17 protein-coding genes and 1 tRNA gene are annotated in these 18,667 nt (G+C 68.4%); 11 read left to right on the forward strand and 7 right to left on the reverse strand.

Translation table 11 applies throughout. The annotated features are described in order from the left end of the window. Window positions 1–138: 138 nt before the first annotated feature. The 6 genes from rpmI to LXT21_RS16505 all read left to right on the forward strand — a co-directional run bounded on the left by rpmI (window position 139) and on the right by LXT21_RS16505 (window position 5,162). The gene (gene rpmI / locus LXT21_RS16480; RefSeq protein ID WP_046713978.1) at window positions 139–345 is read left to right on the forward strand and encodes a 50S ribosomal protein L35; all 207 of its coding nucleotides are present in this window, start codon (window positions 139–141) and stop codon (window positions 343–345) included. Window positions 346–437: 92 nt separating this feature from the next. Further along, the gene (gene rplT, locus LXT21_RS16485) at window positions 438–785 is read left to right on the forward strand and encodes a 50S ribosomal protein L20 (RefSeq protein ID WP_254039078.1); all 348 of its coding nucleotides are present in this window, start codon (window positions 438–440) and stop codon (window positions 783–785) included. Window positions 786–943: 158 nt separating this feature from the next. Continuing rightward, a complete protein-coding gene (gene pheS / locus LXT21_RS16490) occupies window positions 944–1,993 on the forward strand; it encodes a phenylalanine--tRNA ligase subunit alpha (RefSeq protein ID WP_254039079.1) in 1,050 nt (349 codons plus the stop codon). 92 nt (window positions 1,994–2,085) lie between these two features. Further along, window positions 2,086–4,500: a phenylalanine--tRNA ligase subunit beta gene (gene pheT, locus LXT21_RS16495; RefSeq protein ID WP_254039080.1), complete on the forward strand. Its 2,415-nt coding sequence runs from the start codon at window positions 2,086–2,088 to the stop codon at window positions 4,498–4,500. Between the two features lie 99 nt (window positions 4,501–4,599). After that, window positions 4,600–4,989: an integration host factor subunit alpha gene (locus tag LXT21_RS16500; RefSeq protein ID WP_254039081.1), complete on the forward strand. Its 390-nt coding sequence runs from the start codon at window positions 4,600–4,602 to the stop codon at window positions 4,987–4,989. 96 nt (window positions 4,990–5,085) lie between these two features. After that, window positions 5,086–5,162, forward strand: a tRNA-Pro gene (locus LXT21_RS16505). Window positions 5,163–5,563: 401 nt separating this feature from the next. On the opposite strand, the gene LXT21_RS44850 is transcribed toward LXT21_RS16505, so the two are convergent. Then, window positions 5,564–5,698, reverse strand: a complete 135-nt coding sequence (locus tag LXT21_RS44850; protein WP_256571636.1) for a hypothetical protein — start codon at window positions 5,696–5,698, stop codon at window positions 5,564–5,566. Between the two features lie 187 nt (window positions 5,699–5,885). Here LXT21_RS44850 and LXT21_RS16510 point away from each other — a divergent pair, with 187 nt between their 5' ends. From LXT21_RS16510 to LXT21_RS16525, 4 genes are all read left to right on the forward strand, one after another. Beyond that, window positions 5,886–7,319 carry a hypothetical protein gene (locus LXT21_RS16510; protein WP_254039082.1) on the forward strand — a complete coding sequence of 478 codons (1,434 nt, stop codon included), beginning with the start codon at window positions 5,886–5,888 and terminating at the stop codon, window positions 7,317–7,319. Between the two features lie 393 nt (window positions 7,320–7,712). Beyond that, window positions 7,713–8,810, forward strand: coding sequence for a hypothetical protein (locus LXT21_RS16515; RefSeq protein ID WP_254039083.1), 1,098 nt, complete (start codon window positions 7,713–7,715; stop codon window positions 8,808–8,810). A 273-nt stretch (window positions 8,811–9,083) separates the two neighbouring features. Next, window positions 9,084–10,256, forward strand: coding sequence for a hypothetical protein (locus LXT21_RS16520; protein WP_254039084.1), 1,173 nt, complete (start codon window positions 9,084–9,086; stop codon window positions 10,254–10,256). Between the two features lie 162 nt (window positions 10,257–10,418). Continuing rightward, window positions 10,419–11,762 (forward strand): hypothetical protein, encoded by a 1,344-nt coding sequence (locus tag LXT21_RS16525; RefSeq protein ID WP_254039085.1) that lies wholly within the window; start codon window positions 10,419–10,421, stop codon window positions 11,760–11,762. A 12-nt stretch (window positions 11,763–11,774) separates the two neighbouring features. On the opposite strand, the gene LXT21_RS16530 is transcribed toward LXT21_RS16525, so the two are convergent. After that, complete coding sequence (locus tag LXT21_RS16530; protein WP_254039086.1) at window positions 11,775–12,935, reverse strand: methyltransferase; 1,161 nt, start codon at window positions 12,933–12,935, stop codon at window positions 11,775–11,777. A gap of 253 nt (window positions 12,936–13,188) precedes the next feature. On the opposite strand from LXT21_RS16530, the gene LXT21_RS16535 reads away from it, so the two are divergent. Then, window positions 13,189–14,007, forward strand: coding sequence for a siderophore-interacting protein (locus tag LXT21_RS16535; RefSeq protein WP_254039087.1), 819 nt, complete (start codon window positions 13,189–13,191; stop codon window positions 14,005–14,007). A gap of 58 nt (window positions 14,008–14,065) precedes the next feature. Here the strand turns inward: LXT21_RS16535 and mxcL are convergent, their stop codons facing one another. Genes mxcL through LXT21_RS16560 form a run of 5 tightly spaced genes read right to left on the reverse strand, consistent with a single transcriptional unit; the run spans window position 14,066 to window position 18,598 of the window. Then, window positions 14,066–15,334, reverse strand: coding sequence for a myxochelin B biosynthesis transaminase MxcL (gene mxcL, locus LXT21_RS16540; RefSeq protein ID WP_254039088.1), 1,269 nt, complete (start codon window positions 15,332–15,334; stop codon window positions 14,066–14,068). Window positions 15,335–15,387: 53 nt separating this feature from the next. Next, window positions 15,388–16,611: a myxochelin export MFS transporter MxcK gene (gene mxcK, locus LXT21_RS16545; RefSeq protein ID WP_323394558.1), complete on the reverse strand. Its 1,224-nt coding sequence runs from the start codon at window positions 16,609–16,611 to the stop codon at window positions 15,388–15,390. 46 nt (window positions 16,612–16,657) lie between these two features. Next, on the reverse strand, window positions 16,658–17,488 hold the full coding sequence (locus LXT21_RS16550) for a TonB family protein (RefSeq protein WP_254039090.1): 831 nt from the start codon (window positions 17,486–17,488) through the stop codon (window positions 16,658–16,660). Beyond that, window positions 17,475–17,930: an ExbD/TolR family protein gene (locus LXT21_RS16555; protein WP_254039091.1), complete on the reverse strand. Its 456-nt coding sequence runs from the start codon at window positions 17,928–17,930 to the stop codon at window positions 17,475–17,477. Before LXT21_RS16555 ends, LXT21_RS16550 begins: the two co-directional genes overlap by 14 nt. 2 nt (window positions 17,931–17,932) lie before the next feature. Continuing rightward, window positions 17,933–18,598 carry a MotA/TolQ/ExbB proton channel family protein gene (locus LXT21_RS16560; RefSeq protein WP_254039092.1) on the reverse strand — a complete coding sequence of 222 codons (666 nt, stop codon included), beginning with the start codon at window positions 18,596–18,598 and terminating at the stop codon, window positions 17,933–17,935. Window positions 18,599–18,667: the final 69 nt, after the last annotated feature.

Consider the following 18,667-nt stretch of genomic DNA (forward strand, 5'->3'; position numbering starts at 1 on the left):
AGAGCCACTTCTGAGTGCGGAAGCCATTCCAGTCGCGACGAAAGAGTGATACAGGCTGCCGCCTCCCGCCGTGGCCTGGAAGTGACAACGCCTGAGGCCGCGAAGCTGACGGCACGCTGTAAGGAAGGAATCAGGACGATGCCGAAGTTGAAGACCCGCAGTGGCGCGAAGAAGCGCTTCCAGGTGAAGAAGAGCGGCCAGGTCAAGCACGGCAAGGCCTACGGCAAGCACCTCTTCACGCACGCCAAGACGCCGAAGCAGAAGCGCGGCAACCGCGGCACCAGCCATCTTCGCGATATGGACGCGAAGAAGGTCATCAAGGAGATGTTCCCCTACGGGGCCTGAGCCTCGGCTCGGCAACCCTGACGTCCCTGGTGGAGCGGCGTGAAGCCTGCGCCCCGGGACCGACAACCTACGCAGTACGGAGTGAGTGAGACATGCGCGTCAAGAAGGGTGTAAAGGCTCGTCGCCGTCGCAATAGTATCCTGAAGCTTGCCAAGGGCTTCCGCGGCCGTCGCAAGAACTGCTTCCGCCGGGCGAACCAGGCGGTCGAGCGCGCGCTGGACTACGCCAGCCGCGACCGCATGCAGCGCAAGCGTGACTTCCGTCGCCTGTGGATCGTCCGCATCAACGCGGCGGCCCGCACGGTCGGCCTCTCGTACTCCAAGCTCATCGCGGGCCTGGCCAAGGCGAAGGTCAGCCTGGACCGCAAGGTCCTGTCGGACATGGCCATCGCGGATCCCGCGGGCTTCGCGGCCGTCGCCAACATCGCGAAGGCGGCCTGAGACACGCCGGCCCTCACGGGCGGGTGACAGAGCGGGTGGGGTGGCCTTCACGGGCCGCCCGCCTGCGAGAGTGAACGGGTCGCCTCACCAGGCGGCCCTTTTTTTTGTCCCGGAAGAAGCCCACGGGCCCGGGGAAGCGAGAACGGAGGCACACGGCCATGCGTGACAGGTTGCAGGCGTTGGCGGAGGCCGCGCGGCAGGAGATTGCGGGCGCGTCGGACAGGCCCTCGGTGGAGGCGCTCAAGGTCCGCTACCTGGGCAAGAAGGGCGAGCTGTCCGCGGTGCTCGGCGGCATGGGCAAGCTGGCTCCGGACGAGCGGCGGGCGCTGGGCGAGGTGGCCAACACCGTCAAGGCGGAGCTGGAGACGCTCTTGTCCGCGGCCCTCCAGCGGGTCGAGGACGCGGAGTTGGAGGCGCAGCTGCAGGGCCCCGGGCTGGATGTGACGCTGCCGGGCCGCGCGGTGAAGCCGGGCAGCCGGCACCCGGTGTCGCGGACGATGGAGGACATCGTCCGGACGTTCTCCCGGCTCGGCTTCGACGTGGCGAGTGGTCCCGAGATTGAGCTCGACTACTTCAACTTCGAGGCGCTGAACCTGCCGAAGGACCACCCCGCGCGGGACATGCAGGACACGTTCTACGTGGACGAGCCGTCGCTGGGGCACGCGAAGAAGGCGGACAGCTCCGTGCTGCTGCGCACGCACACGTCGCCGGTGCAGGTGCGCTACATGCTGCAGCGCAAGCCGCCCATCCGCGCGGTGATGCCGGGGCGGGTGTACCGGCGCGACTCGGACATCACCCACACGCCGATGTTCCACCAGGTGGAGGGCCTGCTGGTGGACAAGGACGTGACGTTCGCGGAGCTGAAGGGCTCGCTGGACGCGTTCGTGAAGGCGTTCTTCGGTTCGGAGACGAAGACGCGCTTCCGGCCGTCGTTCTTCCCCTTCACCGAGCCGTCGGCGGAGGTGGACATCTCCTGCACCTCGTGCGGCGGCAAGGGCTGCCGGGTGTGCAAGCAGACCGGGTGGCTGGAGGTGCTGGGCAGCGGGATGGTGCACCCGAACGTCTTCACGTCCGCGGGGTATGACCCGGGCGAGGTGACGGGGTACGCGTTCGGCATGGGCGTGGAGCGAATCGCCATGCTGCGCTACCGCATCGACGACCTGCGGATGATGTTCGAGAACGACGCTCGGTTCCTCGAGCAGTTCTGAGTCCTGGCGGGCGCGGGCCCGCATGCCGCTCCAGGAGGAGTGGCGCGGCCCGCGCTCCTGTCTTCGTCCCGAGAGAGCAAGAGGGTGGACCTGTGAAGATTTCGGTGAAGTGGCTCGGCGATTACGTGGCGCTGCCGCCGTCGGTGGACGAGCTGGCGCGCAAGTTGACCGCGGCGGGCCTGGAGATTGAGGGCCAGGAGCGTCCGGCCGAGGGCCTGCGCGGCGTGGTGGTGGCGCAGATCAAGGAGTCGGTGCAGCACCCCAACGCGGACAAGCTCTCCGTCACGAAGATCGACGCGGGCGGGGACGCGCTCATCCAGGTGGTGTGCGGCGCGAAGAACTACAAGGTCGGCGACAAGGTGCCGCTGGCCACCGTGGGCACGAAGCTGCCCAACGGGATGGAGATCAAGCAGGCGGCGCTTCGCGGCGTGGACAGCTCCGGCATGCTCTGCTCCTCGAAGGAGCTGGGGCTGAGCGAGGAGTCGAGCGGGCTGCTCATCCTTCCCGCGGACCTGAAGCCCGGCACGCCCATCGCCCAGGCGCTGGGGTTGGATGACGTGGTGCTGGAGGTGAACGTCACGCCGAACCGGCCGGACGCGCTGAGCCACCTGGGCGTGGCGCGCGAGGTAGGCGTGGTGACGGGGGCGGCGCTGAAGCTGCCCCAGCCCAAGCCCGTGGAGTCGGGGGGGCCCATCTCCGAGAAGGTGAAGGTCCGGGTGGAGAGTCCGGAGCGCTGCCCGCGCTACGCGGCCCGGGTGGTGGAGAACATCACCATCAAGCCGTCGCCGCAGTGGATGCAGGACCGGCTGAAGGCCTGCGGCGTGCGGGCCCTCAACAACGTCGTGGACGTCACCAACTACGTGCTCCTGGAGTACGGCCAGCCGCTGCACGCGTTCGACCTGGACAAGCTGGCGGGCCACGAGCTCGTCATCCGCCAGGCGACGAAGGGCGAGCAGCTGACCACGCTGGATGGCAAGACGCGCACGCTGGACGTGGATGATCTGGTCATCTGCGACCAGGAGCGGCCGCAGGCGCTCGCGGGCGTGATGGGCGGCGAGCACAGCGAAGTCACCGAGAAGACGACGCGGCTGGTGCTGGAGTCGGCGAACTTCCTGGCCTCGGGGGTGCGGCGGACGGCGAAGCGGAACGTGCTGCACACGGAGGGCTCGCACCGGTTCGAGCGTGGCGCGGACATGGACACGGTGGTGCCGGCGCTGGATCGCGCGGCCCAGCTCATCGCGGAGCTGTCGGGTGGCACGGTGGCGTCGGGTCGGGCGGAGGTGTACCCGGCCGAGAAGCCTCGGCGGCAGGTGACGCTGCGCTTCGCGCGCGTGGAGAAGGTGCTGGGCGTGGCGGTGCCCGAGGCCGAGGTGCGGCGCATCCTGGCGGCGCTGGGCTTCGAGAAGGTGTCCGAGGCCGAGTGGCAGGCGACGTACGAGGTGCCTCGGGGGCGCGTGGACGTGGAGCGTGAGGAGGACCTGCTGGAGGAGGTCGCCCGCGTGTTCGGCTACGACAACATCCCGGCGAAGCTGCCGCGCGGGCTGGCGTCGCTGGCGCCGGAGCCCGCGAACTCGGAGGCCGAGCGCCGGCTGCGGCAGGCGCTGGCGGGGGCGGGGCTGGACGAGGTGGTGAACTACTCGTTCGTGGCGCCCCGGAGCCTGGAGGTACTGGGTCTGAAGGAGCAGCCGGTGGCGCTGCTCAACCCGCTGAGCGTCGAGCAGTCGGTGATGCGGACGAGCCTGCTGCCGGGCCTGCTGGAGAACCTGTCGCGCAGCGTGCGGCACCAGGTGGAGTCGGTGTCGCTGTACGAGACGGGCCGGGCGTACTTCCGGGACGCGCAGGGCGGGCAGGGGATCCGGCCGGCGGCGCGCGAGGTGAACCGGGTGGCGGGCCTGGTGTGGGGCCTGCGGGGTGGAGGCCGGAGCTGGACGCAGAAGGACGCGCGGGCGGACTTCTACGACGCCAAGGGGGCGGTGGAGGCGCTGCTGGCGGCGCTGCGGGTGGAAGGTGTCACCTGGTCGCTGGGCGGGCCTTCGGCGTACCACCCGCGAGCCAGCGCGGAGGTGAAGCTGGCGGACGGCACGGTGCTGGGCCACGTGGGGGAGCTGCACCCGAAGGTGGTGAAGGCGCAGGGGTTGCCCGAGGGCGTGTTCGTGTTCGAACTGGACACGGAGCCCCTGTACGCGGCGTCCCGGCTGGTGCCCGAGTACCGGGCGCTGCCGAAGTTCCCGGCGGTGCTGCGGGACCTGGCGGTGTTGGTGCCGGTGGAACTGGAGACGGGGGCGGTGCGGAAGGTGATTCTGGAGGTGGGCGGGGCGCTGGTGGAGGACGCGTTGGTGTTCGACGTGTACACGGGCAAGCCGATTCCCGAGGGGAAGAAGAACCTGGCGTTCGCGCTGCGGTACCGGGCTGCCGACAGGACGTTGACGGACGTGGAGGTCAGCGAGGCGCACAAGCGGATCGTCTCGGAGGTGGACCAGCGGCTGGGTGCCTCGTTGCGTGCCTGAATTCCTGAATGAAGTCAGAGGGTTGACTTGGCTTCGGGAAGGCTGCAACAGTGGCCGGGCGTTCACCGCGCTGAGGGTGAGGGCAACCCGGGGATTCGCATGACGAAGGCGGACATCATCGAGGGCGTCTACGAGAAGGTCGGCTTCTCGAAGAAGGAGTCGGCCGAGATCGTGGAACTCGTGTTCGACACGCTCAAGGAGACGCTGGAGCGCGGGGACAAGATCAAGATCTCCGGGTTCGGCAACTTCCAGGTGCGCCAGAAGAAGGCGCGCGTGGGCCGCAACCCGCAGACGGGCAAGGAGATCGAGATCTCGGCGCGTCGGGTGCTGACCTTCCGGCCGAGCCAGGTGTTGAAGAGCGCGCTGAACGGCGAGGCACCGCCCGAGGATCACGCGGAGATCGACGCGCGGGAGGAGGCGGCGGCGGACGCGGCGGAGGCCCGTGGCGAGGACTTCGACGAGGAGGGAATGGAGGAGTCCGAAGGGTAGGTTTTTCCACGGCGCCCTGCTGCTCTTGCTTGACCTGAGCGTTGTGTAGGGGCATAAGGGCGCACCGTTTCACGACGGCGGCAGCAAAGAGGTTCTCGGGGCGTAGCGCAGCCTGGTAGCGCACTTGCTTGGGGTGCAAGTGGTCGCAGGTTCAAATCCTGTCGCCCCGACCAATAGAAGGCCCTGGAGTCCTTGGCGAAAGCTGGGGACTCCAGGGCCTTCGACTTTTCTGGCGTCCGGTTGCTCGGCAGCGCGTGGAGTTGAGCCGCTGCGTCGGACTCGGACGCGGATGCGTTCTGTCTCACTGGGCTGTGGATGTCACACAGTGGCGGGCTCCCTCGAATCACGCCAGATGCCAGCATGGCATGTGCCTTGCTGCCGGTGCGAACGGGGGAACGATGCCAACGTGTTCGCTGCCGACGTGTGGATTCGCGATGTTTCCGCTCTCCGCCTGGAGGTGTGTGGCATGTGGACTCGTCGTCAACGTCCATCAACCCTGCCTTCTCCAACATGCCAAGAAGGGGCTGGGGGGCGCGTGGCTGAAGTGCCCGAATCGACCCTCGGGATCACACGCCTACGTCGTCGACGCTGGCGCGTCCGCGAGCACCTCGGCTGCGAGCGCGGTCACCGCCACGGTTTCAACCGCGAGCGCGACGGCGGCGGCGGGCGCGCCCAGTGTCGCGGCAGCGGCCGCCATGGCGTCCTTCATGGGAGCGCCCCCAGGCGCGTTGCTTCGCGGGGCTCCGTCTCTGGTAGGGCCGAGGGTGAGCCCCCTGTTGGCGGGGGCCCCTGCGCCGGCGGCGGGGGGCGGCGCCAACGCTCCTCCTCCGCAGGGGACTGCCAGGCCGCCCCTGCCCAGGCTCTTCCACTGCAAGCGCTGCGGTGGGTTGGTCGCGTTGACGAATGAAATCCTGAAGGCAGGGCTGGTGGTTTGTGACGGCTGTTCGAAGGTGTTGAGCCAGGCAGTCAGCGCGCCTGGGGGCTTCACTTACCGGGGCACGGTCGTGCACCACCACCAGCAGTTCGTCCACCAGGCGCGCCATCAGCAGGTGGGCTCCAACGCCAAGGTGCAGCGATACTATTCGGAAGGGGCGCGTCCCACTGGGGCGGTCGACAGGGATTCAAAGGCATTCGCGACCCGGGACGACCTGGCGAAACCACAGCCACCCGTGGTCTTGCAGATTCAATGCATGGTTTTGTTCATCCCGTTCGACGCGGGCAAGAACTTCTACAAGAAGAGCGGAGCGAAAGGGACGCTCCATGCAGACCTCGTCCCGTCGAAGGGCAACCACTTCGCACCGCTCGCGGACCTGACCGCGTCCAAGGCGCTGAGCCAGTACAACAACGCGAAGCTCCCCAACGCCACGGCCTTCGAGAAACCCGTCGTCGCTTCCACCGCGACGGCCGCCACGCCCGCCGCCGCCGCTCCCACGGGGGCTGCCGCGGCCGCCGCGTCCTCGTCCTCGGGCTCGGCCGCGGCTGCTCCCAGGCTGCTGCTGATGGCGGAGCTTGCTCATCGCTATAGCGACATCGTTCGCGAGCACATCATCAAGAGCACGGACGTCGATGTCTGGATGAAGATCCACCTCAAGGGGGGCGCGAACATGCGCTCCGAACTGGTGCGGTTCTGTCCGGAGATCATCTTCCTGTCGGAGGAGCCCACCGATGCACCGTTCCCCGACGCGCTGAACCCGTTTCCCCAGCTCGCCTACCGGAAGATTGGGAGCCTCAAGGAGCTCCTCCGCGGAACGATGAGCGTCGACTGCAAGAATGAAATCGCCGTCTATGCCTTGGAAGACGCAGGGGCCACGGGGCCCTCCATCTACTCGGTGGGACATTTACTGCGCCAAGGCGTGAAGCATCAGGAGAAGTGGCTCTGTGTCACGAAGCGCGCCAGGGATTTCCCCGGGGCCATCACCATCGCGGGCGTCCACCTGGATTCAGGCTACACGGGGAAGGTCGCCGCCGCGGCCAAGGAGGGGGCACTGGAGACAGTCGGCAAGTTCGCGCAGACCCGTGGAGTTGACGCCCTGTTGGGGGATCTCAATATGGATTCGGCCGAACTGCACGGAGGCTTCTTCCCGAACCACCTCGCCTTCATGGTCAACCCGACGGATGGGGCCATCTATCCGGTGTATCAGGTGTCGCACTCCAACAGCTCGGACACGAAGAACTACATGGGTGGGCTGATTGTCGATAAGTCCCGGGTAGGGCTGCTGCCGTTGAATCTGAGGGGACAATGGGCGATGTCGCTCTCTCGTACGATTGATAATGCTTACTATTCGGACCACCCGGCCATCATCATCCACTACGTCAAGCGCTTGGGTTGAGGCCTCCGTCCACCCCGAGGGAGACCGATGACTGTGCTTCGTGCCCACTCCGAGCCAGGCGCCGAGACTCGTGCTCCAACGCCCCCGTCGCCATGTGTGGCTCGAAGATGCGGTCGAGCCATGAACCTGCCACCGCGTACGCCAGGGGCGTCGGGCGGGTTGCGAGCAGGAGCCAGGCTCGGAACCCAGGAGCCCCGTGCATCCTGCCTCGTCGCGGTCCGCTCCAGATGCTCATCCGGAGGCTTCCGCCCAGAGCGCGTGACGCGCGGGGGCTGACGCCACGGCGTGGAATCTCCTGGGTGTGTAACCATCGGGGGCAATATCGCGTAGGGTGGGAATCTGGCTCCCTGCGTCCGTGGCGCAAGGGCCGTCCGTTCAACCGGAGGCAATCCCGTGGTCAGCCCCATCTCCAGTCGGCCCGTTTCCACTCCGAGCCAGGCCCGCGCGACGGAGTCCGCCGCGTCCGCCGCGGCTACACTCCCCACCGCCCGGCCGCATTCCCAGGACACCCTGGAGCGCGCGAAGCCCGACCTCGTGAACCTCACCGGGTACAGCTCGGCGCGCACCGCCGCGCCGGAGGGCGCGAGCGCCGTGGCGGGGTCCTCGCCGTCGGTCGGCCCCAAGCTGCTACACCTGGACGCCGGTTGGACGCCGCAGGGGCAGGGCTACGACGCGGGGCGCGAGCAGGTGCTCACGACCTATTACGCCGACGGCCGAGGCGTGTTGCTCTCGCTCCAGGACAAGGACTCGGGCGTGGAGGCGCAGCAGGTTCGCCTCGGCGGCTCGAGCTCCAACCCTGGCGCCGGGGCGCCCTCGCACGGTGGTGGTGTCTCGACGGACGGTGAGTTCGTCTACGTCTCCGACACCCATCACCTCTACGTCTACCGGCGCGAGGCCATCGAGAACGCGAAGCCAGGCGCCGAGGTGCCCGCCTTCCAGGTGACGGAGGTCCCCAGCGGCGAAGGGCTGACGGACCCGGCGACGGGCATCGGTTTGGTGTCCGCCGGCAGCTACATGACGGTGAGCGACGGCTACGCGTACGTCGGCTCGTACAGCAAGGACGGGGATGGCAAGGCGGGCGCCGTCTGGCGGTACAAGCTCGACGAGAAGACCGGGGAGATCGTCGAGGGTTCTCGCCAGGGGCCCATCCGCGCACCGGACCGCGCGCAGGGCATGACGGTGGTCGACGGCGCGCTGCTGTTCACCACCGGTGACCAGAAGCTCGTCTACCAGCCGTTCGAGGGCACCCCGGACTCGTTCACCGCGGACATCTCCGAGCGCAAGGACATCAGCAACGGGCGCATCGACCCGTATGCCCAGGGCTTCAACATCATCGATGGCGAGCTGTGGGTGACGTACGAAAGCGGCTCGGAGAAGTACCGCGACAAGCTCAATCCCAAGTACGAGCCCCGCGAGCACATCCAGCGAATCCCCCTGGAGGACCTGGACCTCGAGGTCGTCGGCGTCACGCCCGAAGACCTCGAGGGCTGAGCTGTTGGAGGCTCGTTGCGTCGTGCGAATGAGTGGCAAGGGGTTGTCCGCGGCCTCTGAACGCATGGCTCGGTCGTGACGGCCGTGCGGGAGGCATTGGCCGCCTGCCTCGGACAGGCCAGGAATGCAAGACCATGTCTCGGTCGGGCGGCAGGTGCTTCACGGATGGCGCACTTCGCGTCCGCGGACTCCGGATGCATGGCTTCTTGATTGCCCATGCATCTTGATTGCGTTTGAGTGGCGCCCCTTTCCGGACAGGACGCCATCGAGGCCATGCCCCCGACTCGAATCTCGACGAACCTCCAGTTCCTGCAGCAGCACTTCGAGCAGCACGTCAATCCCAGAGGGCTGCGGTCCCCCTACTTCAAGTACACCTTCGCGGTGCGCGAGGAGGACCCGACTCAAGGCGATGCGCGGCAGGAGTACTCCGTGGGCACCCGGAGTGGCTCGTCGAGTCTCTACTTCGCGTTGGCCCTGCTGGATGTCGAGGAGGCCCGGTTCCAGCGCTTCGTCGCGGGGACGGCGCGAGGCCTCGTCGGGAACCTGCCCCGTTACGCCTCGGACCTGGTGTCCGTGGACCTGGAGCTCCTGGAGGACTCGAGCCTGGTCGAGGAGACGGACTTCGAGGCCCGTGTGGCGCGAAGTCAGCGGGAGGCCACGTACGCGTCCTCGGTGTCGACGCTCGAGATCGCCTGTGACTATCTCGAGATTCCCCTTCCCGAGGACCGCCCCGACTACCTGGGCCTGTTCCAGGCAATCCACCTGTATGATCTCTTCGACAAGGACTTCGAGGCGTTGCTCGACGAATTGTCCACCAGGCTGAGGGCCCTGCCGGAGGAGTCGCGGCCGGAGGCGTCACGATGGATGGAGATCACCGCGCGTTTCGTTTGGACGAATCCCGTGAAGGTCATCTGGCGTGGCAAGGAACGCCAGATGGAGGACCCCGTGACAGAGGTGCTGGGGGCGATCCATCAGGAATGGTTTGGCACGGACCTGCCGGGCCTCCCGCCCCGAGCCGCCGCAGCGGTGCCCACCCAGCCCGTTCTCAAGTGGTCCTCCGTGCTTCATTCGGTCGTTCGTGTCCCCATGTCGGAGCCCGCCACCTGGGTGCGCCACTTCCAGAACATGGGGACTGCGGCGGTCGGGCTGTACGTCAAGCTGGGAGGGCCCGTCGCCGAGTCGGGATTGATTGGCTTGCGCCTGTTGCTGGATGGTGTCGAGCATCCCCTGATGCTCACGCAGTACTCGGGCTTCTCCACTGAGTTCCAAGTGGAGCTGGAGCCTGGGAGCGAGCACGTGCTGGAACTGGTCTTCCAGGCGCGAAGCGCGGGGGGCGGCTTCGCGACGGTGGAGGTGCTGGCGTGCATTCCGATGGAGCAATCACCGGACGGGATGACGGCGGGTTCACCGGTCCTCAAGGAGACGCTTCAGGTGTTCGTCGGCTGAGCGCCGACCCGGAGCGGAGAATAGAACATGACGACAAGGCCTCTTCGGCGCCTGTGGGCGAGCGGCGACAAGCTGTGGGTGGGAGGGCTTTCCTCTCTGACTGTCTATGAGAATCATCAAGGCCTCCGGCGCTGGGTCGAAGGCGAGGTGGAGCTCAATCGGATGACGAACTGTGTCCTGGCCGTGGACCCCGAACGTGGGCGTATCTGGGTGGGACGTGGGGCTCAGCGCGAGGCGGACAAGTTCGGTCCGGAAAGCCAATCCGCGCACATCTTCTGTTTGCAGGAGGGATGGGACACCCCTGTCACGCCTCTGGACATCGAGCTGGCGGACCTGGTGTGTGATGGAGATCGGCTCATCGGCTGTCAGGTCGACGGACGCCCTGGTTTGTCACGCATCCTGTGGAGTGATTTGTCCGCGAGCCAATGGCAGACGATGCCGCTCCCGGAGCCTGTGGTGGCGGATCCCATCGGGTTCTTCTTCCCGGAGGAGGGGCGGCAGGGCGAGCCATCCGGGGTGCTGCTCTCGAGGCATCCGCACGGCGTGGTGGCGGTGGATGCCGGCTCGGGCTTGATCGCGGTGATACGCCCGGGGTCGCCGAAGGTGGACTTCGTCTTGAAGCTTCCACCGGCTCGGCTCGAGGAGCAGTGGTTCGTGGTCCCCACCCCTACGGGCGTCCTGGTGGCCATCACCCGGAACGGGATGGACTCGGCGCTGGTTCACTATTCGGAAGATGGGCGGTTCAGTGACGAGTTCAACATGGAGGAGAGCTCCAGTATCCGGGGGCTCGCGATGGTGGACGAGAACTGGGCCCTGCTCATCATGAAGGAGTTTCTCACGCTGCTCCGACTGTCACCCGAGCCGGAGCTCGTGCACATGGTGCCGGTCTCGTTCGAGGCGCCGTTTCGTTTCGGCACGGTGACCGCGAGGCCAGGGCGGGTGTGGATTGTCCAGGACTCCGTCGAGCACCGGGGGATCGCCGAGGTGCGCTGCGAAGAGGGGGCGCCTCCGGAGTTGTGGATGTTCGAAGCTCCGGAGACGCAGGGCGCGCCATTGTGGACGTACGCGCGCTCACGTCCGTTGCTCGTCTGGGAGGATGAGGAGCCGCGAAGCCTCGAGCGAGCCGGACTGTCGGTCTCCGTGGGGGCCGCCGCGAGCTGGCGTCGGCGTTTCCGGAACGAGGGGACGCAGGCGATGGGAATGGACATCCAGGTGGGCGGCAGGCCCTACAAGGTGGGCTCGGTGCGCATCACCGTGCGGCTGGATGGACAGGAGCTGGTGCCTGTCTCCACCGAAGGTGGGGAGGTGCGCTTCGAGCACCGGAGTGGCATCGCGCCCGGTGCGTCCGGTGAGGTCGAAATCACGCTCCACGGGCAGCAGGCGGGGACCGGGCTCCTCGCGGTGACGCTTTCTCCGTGGAGTCCATCGAGATACCTGCTGGACCCCACGCGCCAAGGGGAGACGCACAGTCGTCTCTCCAGCTTCCTCGACACCACCGTCGAGTAGCGGGTGTCCGCGTCACTTCGCCACGGGCGTGAGGCAGTAGAGCGTGGTGACCTCCCGTGAGCGCGCCATGTGCAGCGGGTCCGAGGTGTCCTTGGACTTGGAGTGGCGGGCCGCTGTCGAGCGGCTCCACTTCACGGTCAGCCCGCAGCGGGCGAACTCTTCCTGGAGCCAACCCTGGGGGCGCAGGCCGAGGAGCACCGCCAGGTCCGAGAGGATGAGCAGTCCCTCGCCTCCGGGCGTGAGCGCGTTGGGGAGGCCTTCCAGGAAGCGCCGAAGGAACTGGTTGTCCTCGTCGAACACCGCGCGGTCCACGCGGTTCTTCGGGGGCTCTGGAATCCACGGTGGGTTGCACACCACCAGGTCCGCCTTGCCCTCGGGGAAGAGGTCTCCCTCGGTGACCTGGAACGACTTGCGCAGCCCCAGTCGCTCCGCGTTCTCCCGGGCACAGGCCACCGCGCGAGAGTCGATGTCCGTCGCCTGCACGGACGAGGCGCCGCGCTGGAGGAGGAGGAACGAGAGCACGCCGGTTCCCGTGCCGATGTCGAACACGCGTGGTCCCTTCAGCGAGGGAAGCGAGAGCAACAGCTCCACGTAGTCCGTGCGCGTGGGCAGGTACACGCCGTAGTGCGGATGGATGAGGCCGGTGAGGCCGGGCACCGACAATCCCTTGCGCCGCCACTCCGTGGCTCCGAGCATGCCGAGCAGCTGCTTGAGCGGGACGACGGTGAACTCCGTCTCGGGCTCACCCCAGACCTGTCGGCACGCCAGCGCGACGTCGGGGGCCCGCGCGAGCGTGAGCCGGTAGTCGCGGTCGAGTGACACGACGATGCGGGACAGCGTCTCGTGTTCCAGCTGTCGTGCCCGACGCTCGGCGCGAAAGGCCTCCAGGGGCGTGCGGGCGTTCGACGCTCGCTCCAGCCTGCGACCCAGCGCGCCCAGCAGCTGCTTCGCGTTGTGGAAGTCGCCCGAGTACTGCAGGAACTCGCCGCGTCGGACCCGCTTGAGCGCCGTGTCCGCGCTGAGCCGGTCATCCACCGGATGCAGCCGGGCGGGGGAGGGCTCATCGCTCTCCGAGCGCCAGGTGAACGGGGCGCCAGGAGGGAGCGTCGATGCGGGGGCGACGGTGGGGGCCGGTCCCTTCGGTGAAGGAGCGGTTCGAGGGGGACGAGGCATGGACCCGGTGGGTAGCACGTCCAAATGTCACCGTCGCGTCTGTCGAGAGGCACGGCCGTGCCTGGAACCCGGAGCGAACTCACGGTCCGTGCCCGGTTCGTCGACTTCCTGGGCCGAGGAACTCCTCCGCAAGGCCAATCGCCTCAAGGGTCTGTTCAGGTAGTCAGCCAATCGCCTGCCTCGGCGAGCGAGCGATTTCAGTTGCGCCACTGAAATTGCGAGTCAATATTGAAATGAAAGTGAAGGAGAGCACGTGACGACGAGCGTGACCGAGAAGGTGTACCGACGGGGTCCGTTCCCCGTGAAGTTCCGCTGCCTCGAGGTGCTGCGGGTGACGCCCGTCACCCCGCATGTGGTGCGCATCACCCTGGGCGGCCAGGACATCGAGGGCTTCCACAGCGAAGGCGCCGATGACCATGTGAAGGTCCTGTTCCCGGAGCAGGGCCAGCGCAAGCCCGTGATTCCCACCATGGGCCCCACCGGCCCCCAGCTCCAGCCGGGTGAGAAGAAGCCCGACTCGCGCGACTACACGCCGCGCCGCTATGACTCCACCACCGGCGAGCTGGACCTGGATTTCGTCCTCCACGGCTCCGGCCCCGCGTCCTCGTGGGCGGCCCAGGCGAAGCCCGGCGACATGCTCGGCGTCGGCGGCCCGCGCGGCTCGCTCTTCGTCTCCAATGACTTCGATTGGTACCTGCTCGCCGGCGACGAGACGGCCATCCCCGCCATCGCGCGCAGGCTCGAGGAGCTGCCCGAGGGCGCTCGCGCCATCGTCTTCGTCGAGGTGGCCGACGCCAGCGAAGAACAGAAGCTCACCACCCGCGCCAACGTGAAGCTCACCTGGCTGCACCGCGACGGCGCCGAGGCGGGCTCCACCGGCCTGCTCCACAAGGCCATCCGCGACCTCGAGTTCCCGGCCGGTGACTACTTCGCCTGGGTGTCGGGGGAGTCGTCGGAGATGCGCGCCATCCGCGAGCACCTGCTCAACGAGCGCGGCACGCAGAAGAGCTGGGTCCGCGTCACCGGCTACTGGAAGCGTGGCCACGCGGACCACGTCCACGATTCCAAGTGATGCACCCCTCGGGGAGGCCAGGTCCTCCGGCCTCCCCGGGGCATGAAGTCCTCGAGCGTTACGCGGGCTTCGCGAGTGAGCGCAGCACCTCGCCCGCCATCTCCACCGTGTAGTCGATCTGCTCCTCGGTGTGCGCGGCGCCGATGAAGTTCACGTCGCGGCGCAGCAGGATGCCCCGGCGGGCCATGCCTCCCTGGAACGGCGTCATCAGCTTCGCGTGCTCGGCCATGTCGGGCGAGTAGCGGAAGAAGGGAATGGCGTCGTAGCCCAGCACGCGCAGCGACGAGCCCGCCGCCTCCGCCTTCTGGTTGATGCCCTCGCGCAGCTTGCGGCCCAGGTGCGAGACGTGCTTCGCCGGGTCGTTGTGCTTGTAGTGCTTGAGCACCGCCTCGCACACCGCCAGCGTCAGCAGCTCACCGCCGAAGGTGGTGGACACCTGCAGGTCCGCCAGCTTGGAGAGGATCTTCTCCGGGCCGGAGATGGCCGACAGCGGCATGCCCGCGGCGATGCTCTTGGACATGCAGCAGATGTCCGCCTTCACGCCGAAGAACTCCTGCGCGCCGCCCAGGGCCAGACGGAAGCCCGTCACCACCTCGTCCATCACGAACATCACGTTGTGCGCCGTGCACGCCGCACGCACCTGCTTCATGAAGTCCGCGGACAGCACGCGGTTGTACGGGATGGAGAGAATCACCGCCGCCAGCTGGCCGGCCTGCTTCTCGATGGTGGACAGCAGCACCGCCTCGTCCGGCGGCGTGAAGAGCGGCAGGCGCGTCGTCAGGCCGGCGATCGCGGCCGGCACTCCCGGCGTGTCGAACATGAAGTGGTCGTGCCAGCCGTTGTAGCCGACCGTGATGATGCGCTCCTTGCCCGTCACGTAGCGCGACAGGCGCACCGCCGCCGACGTGGCGTCCGCGCCCGTCTTGAAGAAGCGCGCCTGCTCCGCGCCCGGCACCAGGTCCAGCAGGGCCTGGATGGACGTCACTTCGACGGGCGTGGGCAGCGAGTGGAGGACCCCTTCCTCCAGGTGCTTGCGAATCGTGTCCACCACCGCGGGGTGGTTGTGGCCCAGCATGTTCGCGCCGAGGCCGCTGATGAAGTCGATGTACTCCTGGCCGTCCACGTCCTCCACCAGCGCGCCCCGGCCCTTGGCGAGGAACACCGGGAAAGAGCCGGGGGCGAAGTGCTCCGGCTTCTTCATCATCGACTGGGTGACGCCGGGGACCGTCTTGCGCGCCTCGGCGAGGAGCTGGTTCGAGCGCTCGAGCTTCAGCTCACCCTGGATGGGGCGAGGGAGGGACGGGTGCTTCTGCGTGGGCATGTCCATGGGGCTTCCTTTGAATCGAGGTGCTTCGGGTGCTGCGTTTCAGGGAAAGGGGCTCACGTCGTCGCCGGCTTCAGGGCCACCGCGCTGCGGCCGAACGTCCACAACAGGCCCAGCGACAGGAGCGTCACGCCCACGGCCATCCACCCCACCTGACCGAAGCCGACGAGCGCGCCGTCCGGAGCCGTGGTGATGAAGAGGCCGCTCACCCACGCGGCGAGGCCCGAGGCGCCGTCGCTCGCGGCCATGTTGACGGCGAGGAACCGGCCGCGCAGCGAGGGCGGCACGCGCGACGACACCAGCGCGATGGTGGGGATGGCGCGCGTGGACGTCACCGCCATGAAGAGCACGAAGGCCGCCGTCACCACCGGCAGCGATGAGGAGGACAGGTGTGTGAACAAGAGGTGCGGGCCCACGGTGCCCACCAGGAGCCACCCGAGCATCCGCCCCGCGCCCAGGCGGTCCGTGAAGCGGCCCACCAGCTTCGCCGCCACCAGCGTGCCCGCGCCGCCGCCCAGGTACACCCACGGCAGGTCCGTCTGCGCGAGGCCCAGGTTGCCCACCATGAAGGTGCCCAGGTACGGAATCAGCAGGAAGCTGGCGAACACCACGAAGAAGGTCAGCGCCCAGCCGAGCGCCACACCCGGCGAGGCCAGCGTCGACAACGGATTGCTCCGGGGCTCGTTGGCGCCACGCGACAGGTGCTGAACGACGGGCGGGAGCACGCGCCACAACCCCAGCCACATCACGAGCGCGAGCGCGCAGATGGCGAAGAACGGCGAGCGCCAGCCGAACAGGTTCGCGAGCCCCAAGCCCAGCGGCACACCGGCCACGGCGGACAGGCCGAGCGCGGACATCACCGTGCCGATGGCCCGGCCCCGGCGCTCGCCCGGCACGACGTCCGCGATGATGGCCATGATGACCGCGCCCATCAGCCCCGCGCAGGCGCCCGCGAGCGAGCGCGCCACCAGCAGCGAGACGAACCCCGACGCGAAGCCGCAGGCCGCGGTGGCGAGGATGAAGCCCGCGTAGATGGCCAGCAGCGTGCGCTTGCGGTCGAACCGGTCCAACCAGAACAGGCCCAGCACGCCCATGGCCGCGGAGGCCAGGGTGTACGAAGAGACCATCGCGCCGAACTGCGCCGTGGTGAGGCCGAAGCGCCGGATGAACTCCGGCCCCAGCGGCATGATGATCATGAAGTCCAGCAGGTGGCTGAACTGGACCCCCGCGAGCAGCAGGGTCAGCACTCGCTCCTGAGGGGGTGGAGAAGCGGCGTTCACGAAGGACTCCAGGCGTCACGGGCCCGCGTGGGTCGCGGGCGCGCGTCTAGGGGCGCACGAAGCGCACCCGAATCGGGGGGGAGACGGCCGCGTGGGGACGACCCTCGCGGTCCAATGCGGTGTCGAAGCGTGCCTTTCGCGCACACGCGAGCGCGGCCTGGCCGAAGCCGTGGCCAGGGTCCGAGACGAGCTCGGCGGACGTCACCTCGCCATACACATCCACGGCGACGCGCAGCACCACCGTCTGGTCATCGATGCGGAGCGTGTCGGCTTCCTTCGGCCAGGGGCAGCTCCAACTGCGCGCCGAGAGCTGGATGGAGCGGGCCCGGCTGCCACCTGTGCCCGTGCCCTCGCCGTCACCCGCGGGCACCGTGTTGACGGCCGTGGTGGAGCGGCCCGTGGAGGCCGTCACGCCGCCCGCGTAGCGCGGGGCATCGCCCGTCGTCATGTCGAAGTCGGTGAAGTCGAGCGGCGCGGCCGGCTCCTTCGCCGTCACCACGGCGCCGGCCTGCGCGGGCTGGGCCGGGGCGGGCCGGGCGGAGTCTCGCGGGGCGGGGCTCGGCGTCTTCACGCGCGGCGCGGGCGGGTCCGCTCGGGCGACGCGTTGAGGTGGAGGCGGCGGCGGCAGGGGTGGAGGATTCAGGTCCACCTCGTGGTCCACCTGAATCACCTGCTTGCGCTGGGTGGCCACGGGCGGCCGTTGGGCGGAGGAGGTCTTCCAGCCGTGCCAGGCCACGGCTCCGACAGTGGCGTGCAGCAGGCCGGAGACCAGCAGCGTCCACGCGAAGCCATGGCGGCGCTGTCGCGCGGGCGGCGGTCCCAGGATGATGCTCGCGATGTTCTCGTCGCGACGAGGCGCGGGCTCAGGGAGTGACACGCCCGTCCTCCGCGGTGGTGGGCGCGTCGGTGGGCGCCGGCTCGGGACGCACGGTGCCGAACGCCACCTTGGTGAGCCCCGCCTCCTTGAGCTGGTCCAGCACGAAGATGACCCGGCGATGGGGCACGGCGCCGTCCGCCTGGATGACCGCGCGCAGCTCCGCGTCCTTCGCCAGCGCCTGGCGCGCGCCGTCCCTCAGCGCGACGTCGGAGACCGCCTCACCGTTCACCAGCACCTGGCCGGTGGGGGTGATGGCCACCGCGAACACCGTCTGGACGTCCTCGCTCTGGGCCGCCTTGGGCAGGTCCAGGGGGACCGCGGGGCTGTCCACCAATCGCGCGGTGACCATGAAGATGATGAGCAGCACCAGCATGATGTCCACGAGGGGCGTGACGTTGATGCCCTCGATCAACCCACCGCGAGGCTGCGTTCCGCCGGCCATGCTCAGGCGCCTCCGTTCCGCTCACGCGCGGAGACGTAGGCCAGCACCAGGTTCGTCAGCGCCTCCGCGTCCGCGAGGATGCTGGCGATGCGGCGCTGGAAGTAGTTGTAGGCGGCGACGGCGGGCAGGGCCACGCCGATGCCGACGGCGGTGGCCACCAGCGCCTCGGCGATGCTGCCCATCACCGCGTTGGAGGCCACCTGGCTCGCGCCCGTGGGCGCGCCCTGCGTCTTGCTCAGCGCCTCGAAGGCCAGCAGCACGCCGATGACGGTGCCGAACAGGCCGATGAACGGCGCGTTGTTGCCCAGCGTGCCCAGGAAGGCCAGCCGGTTCTCCAGTGTGGAGCGCTCGATGGCGAGCGCGCTCTGCATGCCCTTCTCCGCGGCCGTCATCCCCTGCGGCGCGAGCCTCAACCCCGCGCGCGCCACGGTGGCGCCCACCGACGTGCGCTTCTCCAGCTTGGAGATGGCGGCCGGGAAGTCGCCGTCGGACAGCGTCGCCTCCAGCGCGCCGGACAGCTCGCGGACCACGTCCTGCTTGGTGCGGAACACCCACCAGCGTTCGATGATGATGCCGAGGCTCACCAGTGACAGCGCGAACAGGAGCCAGAGCACCCAGTTGGCGCCCCAGTGGATGAAGACATCCTTGACGATTTCGACGATGTGCATGGTCCGGTCCTCGAGGTCGTCGTGTGGGGGCGCGGTTCAACCCCGGAGACACCCCTGTGAAGCAGGTGC

Source organism: Myxococcus guangdongensis, assembly GCF_024198255.1.
Classification (GTDB): Bacteria; Myxococcota; Myxococcia; order Myxococcales; family Myxococcaceae; genus Myxococcus; species Myxococcus guangdongensis.

Coding starts and splice junctions, on each gene's coding strand:
- rpmI (WP_046713978.1), top strand. CDS start 139: ATGCCGAAGTTGAAGACCCGCAGTGGCGCGAAGAAGCGCTTCCAGGTG.
- rplT (WP_254039078.1), top strand. CDS start 438: ATGCGCGTCAAGAAGGGTGTAAAGGCTCGTCGCCGTCGCAATAGTATC.
- pheS (WP_254039079.1), top strand. CDS start 944: ATGCGTGACAGGTTGCAGGCGTTGGCGGAGGCCGCGCGGCAGGAGATT.
- LXT21_RS16500 (WP_254039081.1), top strand. CDS start 4,600: ATGACGAAGGCGGACATCATCGAGGGCGTCTACGAGAAGGTCGGCTTC.
- LXT21_RS44850 (WP_256571636.1), bottom strand. CDS start 5,698: ATGAAGGACGCCATGGCGGCCGCTGCCGCGACACTGGGCGCGCCCGCC.
- LXT21_RS16520 (WP_254039084.1), top strand. CDS start 9,084: ATGCCCCCGACTCGAATCTCGACGAACCTCCAGTTCCTGCAGCAGCAC.
- LXT21_RS16525 (WP_254039085.1), top strand. CDS start 10,419: ATGACGAACTGTGTCCTGGCCGTGGACCCCGAACGTGGGCGTATCTGG.
- LXT21_RS16530 (WP_254039086.1), bottom strand. CDS start 12,935: ATGCCTCGTCCCCCTCGAACCGCTCCTTCACCGAAGGGACCGGCCCCC.
- mxcL (WP_254039088.1), bottom strand. CDS start 15,334: ATGGACATGCCCACGCAGAAGCACCCGTCCCTCCCTCGCCCCATCCAG.
- LXT21_RS16555 (WP_254039091.1), bottom strand. CDS start 17,930: ATGGCCGGCGGAACGCAGCCTCGCGGTGGGTTGATCGAGGGCATCAAC.
- LXT21_RS16560 (WP_254039092.1), bottom strand. CDS start 18,598: ATGCACATCGTCGAAATCGTCAAGGATGTCTTCATCCACTGGGGCGCC.